The sequence below is a fragment of the Ramlibacter lithotrophicus genome (genome assembly GCF_012184415.1).
Classification (GTDB): domain Bacteria; phylum Pseudomonadota; class Gammaproteobacteria; order Burkholderiales; family Burkholderiaceae_C; genus Ramlibacter; species Ramlibacter lithotrophicus.
Map to the genome: position 1 here is coordinate 147,669 of NZ_VTOX01000004.1, position 12,602 is coordinate 160,270.

A 12,602-nucleotide genomic window follows, 5' to 3' on the forward strand; every position below is an offset into this window, starting at 1 on the left:
CTCTTCCGCAAGCGGGAGAGGGAGAAACACCGCTGACCGCGATCACGGCCCTGCCAGGTGCTCCCGCGCCGCCTTCGCCAGCTTCGCATCGAAAGTGGCGAGCGGGGCCTGGAGGACGTCGGCGAGCCACAGGTACGCAGCGTCGTAGGTCGAGATGCCGTACCGCAGCGCCAAGGCGTATTGCGCCTCGACGTCGGGTCGATGGAATTCGATTTGCTGCTGGACGTACTGCGCCAGCGCCCGCGTGATCACCGCGGCCGGCACACCGGCGCGATTCTTCTTCGCCGCGACGCTCACGATCTCGCTGTCCAGGAGCAGTGGCGCATGCAGCGTCTTGCCGGACAGGGTCTGCCAGGCCGCTTCGCGCGACTCCTCCTCGAACAGCACCGCGCTCAGCGCGCTGCAATCCACCACCAAGGGCGGCCGGGCCAGGAAGGCGGGAGGCGGTTCGGCCACGTGCAGCACGGGGCGCGACGCTGTCTGCGCCTTCACCGGCTGTCCCGGTCGGCGCGGATGATATCCACTGCGAGCGGTCCCCCGCGCACAGGCTCCGGATACAACAAGCGCGACTCGCGAGCGATGTCCTCGATGGTCCGTGTGCCCCTGCGCCCGTCGAACTTCCTTTCGTCCGCTGCCGGCGGGCTCGCGGGCGGCGGGGAGACGGCCGCGTGCAGGATGGCCATCAACTCGCCCTGCAGAGAGCGGTGATTGCGCGCTGCCCTTTGCCGCAGCGCTTCGGCGACGTCCTCGGGAACATCCTTGATCGAAAGATTGGGCATGGTGCGGCCTCCTTTGCCTTGGTTCCATTATGGATCCGGATCGGCTCCGTCTGGCGGCGGGTGCCGCGTTCTCCATTTTCGTTTTTTCCTGAACTAATCTCATCCTTCATCTGCTTTTTTCGGATCTCTCCTGCCGCTACCCTGGCCCGCTCACCTACCAACGAAGGAGATCTCATGAGAAAGACATTGGCCCTGTTCGCCGTGGTGCTCACGCTGGGCCTGACGGCCGGTTTCGACGCCGAGGCCAAGCGCCTGGGCGGCGGCAAGTCCAGCGGCATGCAGCGCCAGAGCACGACGGCACCCGCCGCGGCGCCCGGCGCGCCCGGCCAGACAGCGCCGGCTGCTGGCGCGACTGCTGCAGCGGCAGCGCCCGCGGCCGCCGCGGCCGCCACCAAGCGCAGCTGGATGGGACCGCTGGCCGGCATCGCCGCCGGCCTGGGCATCGCGGCGCTGGCGTCGCACTTCGGCTTCGGCGAGGCGCTGGCCAACATCCTCACCATCGCGCTGCTGGCGATGGCGGTGCTCTTCGTGATCGGCTTCGTGATGCGCAAGCGCGCGGCGGCGCAAGGCGGCGCGCTGGCCGGCGCCGGGGCCGGGGCTGCGGGCAACGTGCTGCGGCAGCCGCAGCAGGCCATGTACCGCACCGGCAACGAGTCGGCGCCCGCGCAAGGCGGATCGCTGATCGGCTCGCGCCTGGCCGGCGGCGCTGCGGTCGCGGCGAGCGACGGGACGGTCGGCGTCATCCCGGCCGGCTTCGACACCGCTGCCTTCGAGCGCGCGGCACGCGACCAGTTCATGGCGCTGCAGGCGGCCAACGACGCGCGCGACCTCGAGCGCCTGCGCGACTACCTCACTCCCGAGATGTTCGAAGTGGTGCGCGAGGAAGTGGCCGGGCGCGGTGACGCGGCGCAGAAGACCGAGGTGTTCGGCCTGCAGCCGCGGGTGCTGAACGTCGCCGAGGAGAACGGGCAGTACATCGTCAGCGTGCGCTTCAGCGGCAGCGTGCGCACCGAAGCCGGCGCGGCACCGGACGACCTGGACGAGATCTGGCACCTGACCAAGCCGCTGGCAGGCATCGGCGGGTGGGTCGTCGCCGGCATCCAGCAAGCCGTCTGACGGCGGGCGCGGCGCGCGCGCCTGCACCGATTGATGAAAGTCAACGGTGCAGGACCCTCCTCTGCGCAAGATGGCTTCACGACACCGCGCGCCGCGCGGGGCGATCGACGAAGACCACAACTTGCGCCTAGCCGACAGGCCGGAGGAAGAAATGAGGATCAAGGGGCACGAGCCGCACTACACGCACCTGGCGTTCTACGACGGTGGACTGGCGCCGCAGGGCGCGCCCAGCGTGCTGGCCAAGGGCTGCGCCCGCTTCGGCGGCTACAACCCGAAGACGGGCAGGCTGGCGCCGTTCAGGAACATCGTCGGCTGCGAAGCCGCGACCGGGGAATACCTCGACAACCTGACGGCGGCGATCGAAGCCGGGCTGGCCGATTCGCAGACGTTCTTCACCGACTTCTTCGCGGACTACGTCGAGGTTGTCGCCTTCGCCTCGCGCGTGCGGGCGCTCGCCGGGTGGGTGAACGAGCGTCACTACCATGCGTTGCGGCAGGCGCTGTGCGCGCGCGACGAGGACTGCGCCACCTACGCCGGTATCGCCAACCGGCTGCACGAGCGCTACGAGGAGCTGACCCTCAAGGCGGCGCGACGCGGCCGGCAGAAGGCGTGATCAGCAGCCGCTGAAACACGCCGCACGGCGGGAGCCTCGAGGGCGCGGCGGCGGGCAGCGCGGCGTCACTTGTTCGCGTGCTTGCGATCGTGCTCCACGCCTTCGGTCTGCCCGCTCGGCCCGGCGGCCGCCCCCGAGCCGGGCTTCTCCACCTTGCGCCCCAGCGTGCTGGTGCGGCCCGAGGACGGCCGCTGGAAGAAGCCGCGCAGCTTGTCCCTGGCCTTCTGCAGGCTGAGCTTGTCGTCCCCGCCCTGGTCGTTGGCGGCGGACGGGCGGGGCGAACGGATGATGGCGGCGTGTTCCATGGTGGCTCCCTGCGAGTCCCAGCGGGACCATGCGAGCCAGTCTGGGGTCCGCCGGCACGCTCGTCTGTAGGCGCTCTTCCTGTCGCGCCATCGGCGCCGGACTGCGCACCGGCACGGCGGGCCATAATGCCAGCCCGACTCGACAAGAAGGCACTGCGATGGCGATCCTGATTCTCGGCCTGGTGCTGTTCCTCGGCGTGCACTCCACGCGCATCGTGGCGGACGGCTGGCGCAGCGCCACCATCGCCCGCATCGGCGAAATGCCCTGGAAAGGGATCTACTCGCTGCTCTCGATCGCCGGCTTCGCGCTGGTGATCTGGGGCTTCCGCGCCGCCCGGGCCGACACGCTGGTGCTGTACACGCCGCCGGTCTGGGCCCGCCACCTGGCGGCGCTGCTGCTGGTGGCGTCGTTCATCCTGCTGGTGGCCGCCTACGTGCCACGCAACGCGATCAAGGCGAAGCTGCACCACCCGATGGTGCTGGGCGTCAAGGTCTGGGCCCTGGCGCACCTGCTCGCCAACGGCGTCGCCGCCGACGTGGTGCTGTTCGGCGCCTTCCTGGCGTGGGCGGTCCTGAGCTATCGCGCGGCGCGCCAGCGCGACCGCGCCAACAACACGGTCTATCCGGCCGGCACCGCGTCGATGACGGCGCTGACGGTGGTCATCGGCCTCGTCGCGTGGGCGGCGTTCGCGTTCATGCTGCACGGGCCGCTGATCGGCGTGCGGCCGTTCGGCTAGTCGTTCCTGTCGCTGGCACCATGAAAGATCGAAAGTGCCGCTTTCGATTTTCATGGTCTTTCGGACCCTGCCCACAACCATGACCACCGTCGCCGTCATCGACTTCGAGACCACCGGCCTGTCGCCGGCGATGGGCGACCGCGCCACCGAAATCGCGATCGTGCTGCTGGAGGGCGACCGGGTGGTCGACCGCTACCAGAGCCTGATGAACGCCGGCGTGCGGATCTCCGCGTTCATCGAGGCCTATACCGGCATCAGCAACGAGATGATCGCGACGGCGCCTCCAGCCGCGCAGGTGATGGACGAGGCCAACCGCTTCGTCGGCGGGCGGCCGATGGTGGCGCACAACGCGTCGTTCGACCGCCGCTTCTGGACCGCCGAACTCCAGCGGCTGGGACAGGCGGCGGAGCAGCCCTTTGCCTGCACGCTGCTGCTGTCGCGCCGGCTGTGGCCCGAGGTGCGCAGCTACCGGTTGGGGTCGCTGGCTGCGTACCACGGGCTGCCAGATGCCGGGCGCGCGCACCGGGCGATGGCCGACGCCGAAACGGCGGCCGCGCTGTGGTGCCGCATCCGCACCGACCTGCACTCGCGCTACGGTGTGGCGCAGGCGCGGCATGCGCTGCTGATGCACTTGCAGGCCTGCAGCCGCAAGGCCCTGCCGCGCGCCATCGAACGGCACCGCGCGGCCGTGCATTGAACGCGCCGTGCCCGCCGGCGCCGCGGCGGTGATGCGGTGCCGTCCGACAGCAGCGGCCGCGCAACGGCTTCCAGAATGGGTTCATCGCTTCAGATGACAGGAGTACCCCATGAGCAGGAAGCAGAACGCGCGCGACAAGCAGGCCGCGCGCAGCGGCAAGGTGGAGAACGACGCCAACAAGATGGGCGAGACGGCGCCGACGCAGAAGAACGAGGGCCGCCGCACGCCCGAGAGCCGGCACGACCGGGAGAGCCACATCGGCGGCGAGAACCAGTCGATGACGCGCAAGGGCGGGCCCAGCAGCGGCATCGCGCCCAAGAGCGGACACCGGCCGTAGGGTCCGGCGGGGCGAGGGACACCCCCACCGCGGCACTCCCCCGGAGGGGAGGGAGTCCGCAGCCGTGACACGCGCGGTTACAGTCGAGGCATGAACAGCCTGTGGCTGCGATCGCTCTGGCTGGTGCTGGCGGGCGCCGTCTTCTTCGCCTCGGTCGGCCTCGTCGCCGTCTGGGCGCCGGATCTCCCGCCCGACGAGCTCAAGGCGCGCTGGGCGCCGCCGCCTTCCACCTTCATCGAGATCAACGGCCAGCAGGTCCACCTGCGCGACGAAGGGCCGCGCCACGACCCGGTGCCGATCCTGCTGGTGCACGGCACGTCGGCCAGCCTCCACACCTGGCAGGGCTGGGCCGAGGGCCTGCGCGGCGAGCGCCGCGTGGTCCGCTTCGACCTGCCGGGCTTCGGCCTCACCGGCCCCAATCGCCAGGACGACTACTCGATCGAGCGCTACGTGCTGTTCGTGCGGTCGATCGCGGCGCGGCTTGGCATCGACCGCTTCGTGATTGCCGGCAACTCGCTGGGCGGTCAGGTGGCGTGGGCCACCGCGGTGGCGCTGCCGGGACGGGTGCAAGGCCTGGTCCTGGTGGACGCGGCCGGGTACGGCGCCGGCCTGGCGGGCACGGGCAACGACGTCCCCCTGGCATTCAAGGTCGCCCGGATGCCGGTGCTGCGCACCGTGGCGCAACATGCCTTGCCGCGCGGCCTGGTCGAAAGCAGCCTGCGCCGGCTCTATGGCGAGCCGGGCAAGGTGACGCCGCAGCTGGTCGACCTCTACATGGACATGGCCAGGCGCGAAGGCAACCGCGCCGCGCTCGGCCACCGCCTCGCGCAACTGGGTACCGGGCCGGACCCGGCCTTGCTGCGCAAGCTGGAAGTGCCCACGCTGATCCTGTGGGGCGAGCGTGACCGGCTGCTGCCGCCCGCGCTGGGCGAACGGTTCGCCCGGGACATTCCCGGCGCGAAGCTGGTGATCCTCGAGGGAATCGGCCACATGCCCCAGGAGGAAGACCCCGGGCGCACGCTGGCGGAGGTCAGGCGGTTCCTGGGGTCCTGAGGCCGAAGCTCCACAGGCGCGTGCCCACCACTTTCTCGAGCTGGCGCAGCATGGCGCTCCAGCCGCGGCGGGTGCGGTCGACGTAGTGGATCGCATCCTCGGCTTCGCCGAGGTCGTGGGTCAGCATCAGCTCGCAGCCCCCGGGGCCGGCCGGCACGATGTCGATGGTGACGCGGGTGGTGGACGTCGAGAACGGCTCCACGCTGAAGTCGAAGACCAGGCGGCGCGGCCGGTCGATCTCGACGTAGCAGCCGCGATGCTGGGCGACGAAGAAGCTCTCGTCGCCGTCCGGGTTGGGCCGGCGGTCCGTCACCGTGAACGTGCCGCCCACGTGCGGGTCGATCTCGCAGTGCATGACGTTCCCGGTGCGGCTGGCGAACAGGAAGCGGGCGGCCTGCCCCGGGTTGAGCCAGGCGTCGAACACGCGCTCGGCCGGCACGTTGAACGTGTGCGTCTCGTGCACGAAGATGGGTCTGGCCATCCTGCGTTTATCTTCTGGCGGCCCGGCAGTGTCAAGTCCCGCGCTCAAGCGGGCGCTGACTTCTGCTCCGGAAGCTCGATTTTGACCTCCAGCACCTCCAGGTTGTCCCGGCGTTCCAGGTGCACCTTGAGGTCCTGCTGGTCGATCTTGATGTACTTGGAGATCACCGCCACCAGTTCGCGCTGCAGCGCCGGCAGGTAGTCGGGCTGGCCGGCGTTGCGGCCGCTGCGCTCGTGCGCCAGGATGATCTGCAGCCGCTCCTTGGCGACGCTGGCCGTCTTCTTCTTCTCGCCGAGCAGGAAGGACAGGAAGGAGGCCATGGGTCACTTGCTCCCGAACAGGCGCTTGAGGAAACCGGCCTTCTGGGGATCGATGAAGCGCAGCGGCCGGTCCTGGCCCAGGAAGCGATCCACCACGTCCCGGTAGGCCTCCGAGACGTCGGTGCCCTTCAGGTGGACGGCGGGCGTGCCCTGGTTCGAGGCCTGCAGCACGGCGTCGCTTTCGGGGATGACGCCGATCAGCTCGATGCGCAGGATGTCCTTGATGTCTTCCAGCGACAGCATCTGGCCCTGGTCGACGCGGTTCGGGTTGTAACGGGTGATCAGGAGGTGTTCCTTGACCGGCTCCTTGCCCTCGATCGCCCGCTTGGTCTTGCTGGCCAGCATGCCCAGGATGCGGTCGGAGTCGCGCACCGACGAGACCTCCGGGTTGGTCACGACCAGCGCCTCATCGGCGAAGTGCATCGCCAGCAGCGCGCCGGTCTCGATGCCGGCCGGCGAGTCGCAGACGATGTACTCGAAGCCCATGCCGGCCAGGTCGTTCAGCACCCGCTCGACGCCTTCCCTGGAGAGGGCTTCCTTGTCGCGGGTCTGCGAGGCCGCCAGCACGAACAGGTTGTCGCACTGCTTGTCCTTGATCAGCGCCTGGTGCAGGTTGGCCTCGCCGTGGATCACGTTGATCAGGTCGTAGACCACGCGCCGCTCGCAGCCCATGATCAGGTCCAGGTTGCGCAGGCCGACGTCGAAGTCGATCACGGCGGTCTTGTGGCCGGCCAGCGCGAGGCCGGAGGCGAAGCTGGCGCTGGTGGTGGTCTTGCCGACCCCGCCCTTGCCGGAAGTCACGACGATGATTCTTGCCATGGGTTCTCGGTTCCTTGTTGCTCCCTCTCCCCGTGGGAGAGGGCCGGAGTGAGGGGTTTCGCCTCCCTCTCCCCCCGGGAGAGGGTTGGGGTGAGGGCGGCGCGCGCGAGCGCGTTCATGCCAGCGGGTCCATCACCAGCTTGCCTTCGACGCCGCCGACCAGCCGCACCTGGGTCGGCCTGGACAGCACCTCGGGCGGCAGCGGCACTTCGCTGGTGCGGTAGACGCCGGCGATCGAGATCAGCTCCGGCTCGAGGCACAGCGAGATGATCCGCGCCTCGGTGTTGCCGCGGGCGCCGGCGATGGCCTTGCCGCGCAGCGGTGCGTAGACGTGGATGTTGCCGTCGGCGATGACTTCGGCGCCGGGATTGACCATGCTGAAGACGATCAGGTCGCGGCCGCGCGCATAGACCTGCTGGCCCGAACGCAGCGGCTTGTCGACGACGAGCGCACCGGCCGGCGGCGCTTCCGCCACGGGCGCGGGAGCGGGCGCCTGCGCCGCCCGCGGCGGCGGCGGCTGGACGACGAGTTCGGGCGCCGCGGCGAGGCCCGCGGCGAGGGCCGCGCTCATCTGGCCGACGCTGCCGCCGCGTGCCGCCACCGGCAACACGCGATAGCGGTGCAGCAGGTCCAGCAGGGCCGGGAAATCGACGGCGGCTTCGCCCTGCGACTGCAGCGGCGTGAGATCCAGCACCAGCGGGTCGTGGTCGAAGAAATCGGGATGGTCGCCGAAGCGGGCGGACAGTTCGGTGGCGAGGGCGTCGAGGTCGGCCGTCTTCAGGAGGAGCGAGACCAGCGGCAGGGTGGCGCTCTTGATCTCGAACGTGGCAGGCGCGCGTCCTGCAAGGGCAACGGTCATGAAAAAGCGGAGAGGCCGGTTCGCGAAAGCGGCGAATCTTAACAGTGCGGTGCCAGCGCCGTCCTACGCATTCTGTTGCCAAATGCACCTGCTCCCCGCGCGGCCCGTGGGATCAGACTGGCTGCAATGACCATGTCCCATTTGCAGCGAGGAATCGCCATGAAGATCCATCACCGCCCGTCGCACTGGGTCGCCGTGGCCCTGGTGCTCGCCGCGCTCATGCTCGCCCTGAACGAGGCACACGGCCAGGGCGCCGGCGCCGCCGCGGTCTTCGAGGGCCGGCCCGCCATGGCGGGCGCCCAGGCCGGCCTCGGCGCGCAGGCCGGGCCGCCGCAAGGCGGCGTGGGCGTGCAAGGCCCCGAAGCGGCGCAGCGCAACCTGAACCTGCGCCGCCCGAGCCGACTGGGGCAGTTGCCCCCGGTGCCGGGCAAGGCCGACGACGACGTGCTCGCCGCGCGCGCCGAGGCCCGCGCACCGGCCGATCGCAACGAACTCGCACCACCCGCCGACCGGCGCGCGACCGAGCCCGCCGCGACGAAGTGACCGCCGCCTGAACAACCCTGGGGACAGTTCCCTGGTAACCCGGCCGTTATCCACAGGCGCGGGCGCCGCGGCAAGGTTGTCCCTGTTCCCGATACACCACGCGACCGCGGTGGCCCACAGCCGCAGCGGTGCCGCAAGTGCTTGATGCGAAAGGGTAAAAGCGCCTTGTCCACAGCGCGGGCCGCCCTCTACTAGCTACTACTAATTTGAAATAGAGATAACAAGAAGAAGAGGGCGGCGAGCCCCGGAGGGCCGTTGCGGCCCGCGCGGCGTCAGTCGGCGCGGCGGTCGAACAGCTTGCTGGCCCGCGCCAGGTCGCCAGTGAACGCCGCGAACGCCGGCTCGCGATCCTCCGGTGCGCCGCGCAGCAGCGACGACGGATGCACCGTGACCAGCACCTGGCGGCCGTCGGGTCGCGGCAGCCACTGGCCGCGGTTGGCCAGCACCGGCACCGCCCGTCCGAGCAGCGACCGCGCCGCCGTTGCGCCCAGTGCCACCAGTGCTTTCGGCCGCACCAGCGCGATCTCGTCCTCCAGCCAGTGCAGGCACGCGGCGGCCTCGCGCTGGGTCGGCGTCTTGTGGAGGCGGCGCTTGCCGCGCAGTTCGTACTTGAAATGCTTCACCGCGTTGGACACGAATACCTGCTCGCGCGGGATGCCGGCCTGTTCCAGCGCCTTCGCCAGCAGCCGCCCGGCGGGACCGACGAAGGGGTGGCCCTGCAGGTCCTCCTGGTCGCCGGGTTGTTCGCCCACCAGCATCAGCCTGGCCCTGGCCGGGCCTTCGCCGATCACCGACTGGGTGGCGAACTCGCCGATCGGGCATTCGCGGCAGCGCATCGTCGCCGCCCTGAGCTCCTCCAGCGAGGCGATCCCGTCCTGCGCCGGCGCCTGCAGCGGCTGCCCCGGGCGCACGGCGCGCACTGGGGAGGCGCTCCCGGCGGCGGGCTTCATGGCCCTTCCGGCTCCGGTTCCTGCCGGGGCTCGAAGACGCTGCGATGCAGCGCGAGCCACGCTTCGTCGCCGTCTTCAGGGGCCGGCGCGCGCGAGCGCGGCACGCCGAGGGCATAGTGCAGCTTGCGGCCGTCCCATTCGACGGAGCGCTCGGGCGTGAAGATCGCCCAGCGCGGCTGCGGATTGCGCTTGGCGAACCACGGTGCGGCGGTCTCGAGGATGTGGTGGGCCGGGGCGTACCACGCGAGTTGCAGCGGCGGTGCATCGCCCTCGGCCAAAAGCCGGAAGCGCACGAACGCCTTCATCTTGTGGATGTCGCGCCGCACCGACTGCGCCATCTGGTGCGCGTGCAGCATGTCCGGGTCCATCGGGTCGTTGCGCAGGCCGGGCTCGTGCACCAGCCGCCACAGCAGCCGGTACAGCAGCGCGAAGCGGTCCGGGTCGTGGTGCAGCACGACCACCTCGCACAGCCGCAGGAACGAAGCAGGGACGATGGCGGACGCGGCCCTGGCGATCTCGCGCGGCCGGTCGAGGCCGGGGTCGCTGAAGTGATCGCTGTTCTGCGCTTCGGCGGTATGCCAGCGGACGGCTTCGGGCGGCACCTGCTGGCGCAGCAGCAGCCGCGCCTCTTCGCGGAACCCGGCGAGGTCGGTTTCGCTGGCCAGCCGTGCTTCCATGTCAACCGCCGCCTTCCCGCGCGTTGGCGGACTTCATGCTGCCACGCGTGCCGGGGCCCTGCTCCGAGCGCGGGTGCTGCGACTCGCGGCGGCCGCGCAGTTCCATGGCCAGGTACAGCAGGGCGGCCACGGCGAGCGGGCCGATGTAGTAGATGGCGCGGTATCCGAGCAGCGCGCCGATCAGGCGGCTTTCCGGGACCACGTGCGACAGCAGCGCGACGAAGACGAACTCGAACACGCCGAGTCCGGCCGGCACGTGCGTGATCACCCCGGCCACGGCCGCGATCAGCAGCACCGCCAGCACGTCCGAGTACGGGATGCGCTGGCCGAGCAGCACGTAGACCACCCCGGCCATGAGGCTCCAGTTGGTGCAGGCCATCGCGAACTGCAGCAGCGCCATGCGCCATGGCGGCAGGTAGAGTTCGTGGCCGCGCACGGTCCACGACCGGTCGCCGGCCATCGCGCAGGCGGCGAGGTAGCCCAGGGCGACGGCGACCAGGCCGGCGCCCAGCCATTGCAGGCCGTAGTTGCTCATCTTCCAGGTCGGCGGCAGTTCCGGGGTGTGCACCAGGAAGACGAAGCCGCCGAGGAGCATGTAGCCGATCCAGTTCGTGAGCATGCTCATCGAGACGATGCGCGTGATGACGCCGGTCTTGAGACCCAGTTTCGAGTACAGCCGGTAGCGGAACGCGACGCCGCCGACCAGCGATCCCAGGCACAGGTTGAAGGCGTAGCTGATGAAGTTCACGGCCATCACGGTGCGGGTGCGCAAGGCATGCCCGGTGTAGTGCCGTCCCAGCAGGTCGAAGCAGCTATAGAGAAGATGACTGGCGGCGGCGAGCGCGACGGCCAGCCCCAACGCCGGCGCCGGCAGCGCGCGCACCGAATCGAACACGTCCTTCCAGTCGAGCGTGCGCGCGTAGCGCACCAGCAGCACCGCCACGGCGACGAAGAACAGCAGCGTCAGGCCGCGCTTGAACCACGGCCACCACGAGCGGTCGCGCAGGCGCCGGTGCACCGCCTGCGGCGCCTGGGCACGGCCGGCCATCGTGTTGCGTGGCATGGCGCGCGAACCCATGTCAGTGCTTCGGTTCATGCCAGACCGGATGCAGGCGTTCCGACAACGCCGGCAACAGCCGCGGCACGTGGCGCGGCAGCCAGGAGACCCAGGCGGGATACCAGCGCGTGAAGTGGTAGGCCGCGTAGCTGCGAACCAGTTCCCAGCCGCGCAGTTCGCCGATCGCTTCGCGCTCGATCCGGTGGCAGCTGTTGCGCATCAGGAAATCCAGCCGCTCGTGCAGATGCGCGTTGAACGCCCGGTCGCGGATGATCACATTGGCCTCGAGGTTCAGCGCCAGGCTGAGCGGGTCGAGGTTGCTGGAGCCCACGGTGGCCCATTCGTCGTCCATCAGGGCGACCTTGCCGTGCAGCGGCCGGTCCTTGTACTCGTAGATGCGCACGCCGGCGGCCAGCAGGTGGTGGTACAGCATGCTGGCGGCGGTCTTGACGATCGGCATGTCCGGCTCGCCCTGCAGGATCAGGCTCACCTCGACGCCGCGCCGCGCCGCGCGGCGCAGCTCGCGGATGAACCGGTAGCCCGGGAAGAAGTAGGCATTGGCGATCACGACGCGGCGCCGCGCTGCGCGGATCGCGATGCGGTAGTGCCGCTCGATGTCGCTCATGTGCTCGGTGTTGTCGCGCACGACGAACATGGCCGCGGCCGTGCCGGCGCGCGGCTGGTCGTCGGGTGTGGAGCGAACGTGCTTGCGGCTGCGCCACCACAGCCGCTTGCGCTGGTAGCGCTGTCCCTGCACCAGCGCGGCGTGGGTGAAGCGGTGGATTTCGGCCACCAGCGGCCCGCGGATCTCCACCGCGTAGTCCTGCTTGGCTTCCGGTCCGAAGTCCGCGAGGTGGTCGGCCGAATAGTTGATCCCGCCGACGAAGGCGACCGTGCCGTCGACGACGACGATCTTGCGGTGCATGCGGCGCAGCACGTTCAGGCGCTTGCCGAGGAGCCGCTTGCCGGGGTCGAACACGTGCATCCGCACCCCGGCCCCGGCGAGCGAATCGATGAAGCGGCCGGACAGGTCGGGCGAGCCGAAACCGTCGACGGTGACGTCCACCTGCACGCCGCGGCGGGCGGCGGCGATCAACGCCTGGTGCAGTTGCAGCCCGACCTTGTCCTCGAACAGGATGAAGGTCTCCAGCACCACCTCGCGCTGCGCGTTCGCGATGCATGCGAACACGCGCGGAAAGAACTCCTCGCCGTTTTCGAGCAGGCGGATGTCGTTGCCTTCGATCCAGCGTCCGTGCATG

18 protein-coding genes are annotated in these 12,602 nt (G+C 70.1%); 7 read left to right on the forward strand and 11 right to left on the reverse strand.

Annotated elements, in window-relative coordinates; translation table 11 throughout:
- Window positions 1–42 precede the first annotated feature (42 nt).
- Window positions 43–492, reverse strand: a complete 450-nt coding sequence (locus tag RAMLITH_RS13080; protein WP_168107867.1) for a PIN domain-containing protein — start codon at window positions 490–492, stop codon at window positions 43–45.
- Window positions 489–779 carry a FitA-like ribbon-helix-helix domain-containing protein gene (locus tag RAMLITH_RS13085; RefSeq protein ID WP_168107868.1) on the reverse strand — a complete coding sequence of 97 codons (291 nt, stop codon included), beginning with the start codon at window positions 777–779 and terminating at the stop codon, window positions 489–491. The genes RAMLITH_RS13080 and RAMLITH_RS13085 overlap by 4 nt, the downstream gene beginning before the upstream one ends.
- 174 nt (window positions 780–953) lie before the next feature.
- Between RAMLITH_RS13085 and RAMLITH_RS13090 the strand changes: the two genes are divergently transcribed.
- Together RAMLITH_RS13090 and RAMLITH_RS13095 are read left to right on the forward strand one after the other, a co-directional pair.
- Window positions 954–1,895, forward strand: a complete 942-nt coding sequence (locus RAMLITH_RS13090; RefSeq protein WP_168107869.1) for a Tim44 domain-containing protein — start codon at window positions 954–956, stop codon at window positions 1,893–1,895.
- Window positions 1,896–2,046: 151 nt separating this feature from the next.
- Complete coding sequence (locus tag RAMLITH_RS13095; RefSeq protein WP_168107870.1) at window positions 2,047–2,508, forward strand: hypothetical protein; 462 nt, start codon at window positions 2,047–2,049, stop codon at window positions 2,506–2,508.
- Between the two features lie 65 nt (window positions 2,509–2,573).
- Here the strand turns inward: RAMLITH_RS13095 and RAMLITH_RS13100 are convergent, their stop codons facing one another.
- The gene (locus RAMLITH_RS13100) at window positions 2,574–2,813 is read right to left on the reverse strand and encodes a hypothetical protein (protein ID WP_168107871.1); all 240 of its coding nucleotides are present in this window, start codon (window positions 2,811–2,813) and stop codon (window positions 2,574–2,576) included.
- A gap of 158 nt (window positions 2,814–2,971) precedes the next feature.
- Here RAMLITH_RS13100 and RAMLITH_RS13105 point away from each other — a divergent pair, with 158 nt between their 5' ends.
- The 4 genes from RAMLITH_RS13105 (at window position 2,972) to RAMLITH_RS13120 (ending at window position 5,637) form a co-directional block, all read left to right on the forward strand.
- Entirely contained in the window at window positions 2,972–3,550 is a 579-nt protein-coding gene (locus RAMLITH_RS13105) for an NnrU family protein (protein WP_168107872.1), read from the forward strand.
- A 79-nt stretch (window positions 3,551–3,629) separates the two neighbouring features.
- Window positions 3,630–4,247 (forward strand): 3'-5' exonuclease, encoded by a 618-nt coding sequence (locus RAMLITH_RS13110; protein ID WP_168107873.1) that lies wholly within the window; start codon window positions 3,630–3,632, stop codon window positions 4,245–4,247.
- A 109-nt stretch (window positions 4,248–4,356) separates the two neighbouring features.
- Window positions 4,357–4,584, forward strand: a complete 228-nt coding sequence (locus RAMLITH_RS13115; protein ID WP_168107874.1) for a hypothetical protein — start codon at window positions 4,357–4,359, stop codon at window positions 4,582–4,584.
- Window positions 4,585–4,674: 90 nt separating this feature from the next.
- Window positions 4,675–5,637: an alpha/beta fold hydrolase gene (locus tag RAMLITH_RS13120; protein WP_168107875.1), complete on the forward strand. Its 963-nt coding sequence runs from the start codon at window positions 4,675–4,677 to the stop codon at window positions 5,635–5,637.
- Here the strand turns inward: RAMLITH_RS13120 and RAMLITH_RS13125 are convergent.
- From RAMLITH_RS13125 to minC, 4 genes are all read right to left on the reverse strand, one after another.
- On the reverse strand, window positions 5,615–6,118 hold the full coding sequence (locus RAMLITH_RS13125) for an SRPBCC family protein (protein ID WP_168107876.1): 504 nt from the start codon (window positions 6,116–6,118) through the stop codon (window positions 5,615–5,617). The two genes, RAMLITH_RS13120 and RAMLITH_RS13125, sit on opposite strands and share 23 nt — an antisense overlap.
- A gap of 44 nt (window positions 6,119–6,162) precedes the next feature.
- Window positions 6,163–6,438 (reverse strand): cell division topological specificity factor MinE, encoded by a 276-nt coding sequence (gene minE, locus RAMLITH_RS13130; RefSeq protein WP_168107877.1) that lies wholly within the window; start codon window positions 6,436–6,438, stop codon window positions 6,163–6,165.
- A gap of 3 nt (window positions 6,439–6,441) precedes the next feature.
- Window positions 6,442–7,257: a septum site-determining protein MinD gene (minD, locus tag RAMLITH_RS13135; protein ID WP_168107878.1), complete on the reverse strand. Its 816-nt coding sequence runs from the start codon at window positions 7,255–7,257 to the stop codon at window positions 6,442–6,444.
- 115 nt (window positions 7,258–7,372) lie between these two features.
- Window positions 7,373–8,116 carry a septum site-determining protein MinC gene (gene minC / locus RAMLITH_RS13140; protein WP_168107879.1) on the reverse strand — a complete coding sequence of 248 codons (744 nt, stop codon included), beginning with the start codon at window positions 8,114–8,116 and terminating at the stop codon, window positions 7,373–7,375.
- A gap of 159 nt (window positions 8,117–8,275) precedes the next feature.
- On the opposite strand from minC, the gene RAMLITH_RS13145 reads away from it, so the two are divergent.
- Window positions 8,276–8,659, forward strand: a complete 384-nt coding sequence (locus RAMLITH_RS13145) for a hypothetical protein (RefSeq protein WP_168107880.1) — start codon at window positions 8,276–8,278, stop codon at window positions 8,657–8,659.
- Window positions 8,660–8,931: 272 nt separating this feature from the next.
- Here RAMLITH_RS13145 and RAMLITH_RS13150 read toward each other — a convergent pair whose 3' ends face one another.
- From RAMLITH_RS13150 to clsB, 4 genes are read right to left on the reverse strand one after another with little or no spacing between them, the layout of a single operon-like run.
- Window positions 8,932–9,609 carry a UdgX family uracil-DNA binding protein gene (locus tag RAMLITH_RS13150; RefSeq protein WP_168107881.1) on the reverse strand — a complete coding sequence of 226 codons (678 nt, stop codon included), beginning with the start codon at window positions 9,607–9,609 and terminating at the stop codon, window positions 8,932–8,934.
- Window positions 9,606–10,286 carry a TIGR03915 family putative DNA repair protein gene (locus RAMLITH_RS13155; RefSeq protein WP_168107882.1) on the reverse strand — a complete coding sequence of 227 codons (681 nt, stop codon included), beginning with the start codon at window positions 10,284–10,286 and terminating at the stop codon, window positions 9,606–9,608. Before RAMLITH_RS13155 ends, RAMLITH_RS13150 begins: the two co-directional genes overlap by 4 nt.
- A 1-nt stretch (window position 10,287) precedes the next feature.
- Window positions 10,288–11,382 carry a lysylphosphatidylglycerol synthase domain-containing protein gene (locus tag RAMLITH_RS13160; protein WP_337786149.1) on the reverse strand — a complete coding sequence of 365 codons (1,095 nt, stop codon included), beginning with the start codon at window positions 11,380–11,382 and terminating at the stop codon, window positions 10,288–10,290.
- The gene (clsB, locus tag RAMLITH_RS13165; protein WP_168107883.1) at window positions 11,366–12,601 is read right to left on the reverse strand and encodes a cardiolipin synthase ClsB; all 1,236 of its coding nucleotides are present in this window, start codon (window positions 12,599–12,601) and stop codon (window positions 11,366–11,368) included. Before clsB ends, RAMLITH_RS13160 begins: the two co-directional genes overlap by 17 nt.
- Window position 12,602: the final 1 nt, after the last annotated feature.

Excerpts from the sequence above, each read along its gene's own strand:
- RAMLITH_RS13085 (WP_168107868.1), bottom strand. The coding sequence starts at position 779 with ATGCCCAATCTTTCGATCAAGGATGTTCCCGAGGACGTCGCCGAAGCG.
- RAMLITH_RS13090 (WP_168107869.1), top strand. The coding sequence starts at position 954 with ATGAGAAAGACATTGGCCCTGTTCGCCGTGGTGCTCACGCTGGGCCTG.
- RAMLITH_RS13095 (WP_168107870.1), top strand. The coding sequence starts at position 2,047 with ATGAGGATCAAGGGGCACGAGCCGCACTACACGCACCTGGCGTTCTAC.
- RAMLITH_RS13100 (WP_168107871.1), bottom strand. The coding sequence starts at position 2,813 with ATGGAACACGCCGCCATCATCCGTTCGCCCCGCCCGTCCGCCGCCAAC.
- RAMLITH_RS13105 (WP_168107872.1), top strand. The coding sequence starts at position 2,972 with ATGGCGATCCTGATTCTCGGCCTGGTGCTGTTCCTCGGCGTGCACTCC.
- RAMLITH_RS13110 (WP_168107873.1), top strand. The coding sequence starts at position 3,630 with ATGACCACCGTCGCCGTCATCGACTTCGAGACCACCGGCCTGTCGCCG.
- RAMLITH_RS13115 (WP_168107874.1), top strand. The coding sequence starts at position 4,357 with ATGAGCAGGAAGCAGAACGCGCGCGACAAGCAGGCCGCGCGCAGCGGC.
- RAMLITH_RS13120 (WP_168107875.1), top strand. The coding sequence starts at position 4,675 with ATGAACAGCCTGTGGCTGCGATCGCTCTGGCTGGTGCTGGCGGGCGCC.
- RAMLITH_RS13125 (WP_168107876.1), bottom strand. The coding sequence starts at position 6,118 with ATGGCCAGACCCATCTTCGTGCACGAGACGCACACGTTCAACGTGCCG.
- minE (WP_168107877.1), bottom strand. The coding sequence starts at position 6,438 with ATGGCCTCCTTCCTGTCCTTCCTGCTCGGCGAGAAGAAGAAGACGGCC.
- minD (WP_168107878.1), bottom strand. The coding sequence starts at position 7,257 with ATGGCAAGAATCATCGTCGTGACTTCCGGCAAGGGCGGGGTCGGCAAG.
- minC (WP_168107879.1), bottom strand. The coding sequence starts at position 8,116 with ATGACCGTTGCCCTTGCAGGACGCGCGCCTGCCACGTTCGAGATCAAG.
- RAMLITH_RS13145 (WP_168107880.1), top strand. The coding sequence starts at position 8,276 with ATGAAGATCCATCACCGCCCGTCGCACTGGGTCGCCGTGGCCCTGGTG.
- RAMLITH_RS13150 (WP_168107881.1), bottom strand. The coding sequence starts at position 9,609 with ATGAAGCCCGCCGCCGGGAGCGCCTCCCCAGTGCGCGCCGTGCGCCCG.
- RAMLITH_RS13155 (WP_168107882.1), bottom strand. The coding sequence starts at position 10,286 with ATGGAAGCACGGCTGGCCAGCGAAACCGACCTCGCCGGGTTCCGCGAA.
- RAMLITH_RS13160 (WP_337786149.1), bottom strand. The coding sequence starts at position 11,382 with ATGAACCGAAGCACTGACATGGGTTCGCGCGCCATGCCACGCAACACG.
- clsB (WP_168107883.1), bottom strand. The coding sequence starts at position 12,601 with ATGCACGGACGCTGGATCGAAGGCAACGACATCCGCCTGCTCGAAAAC.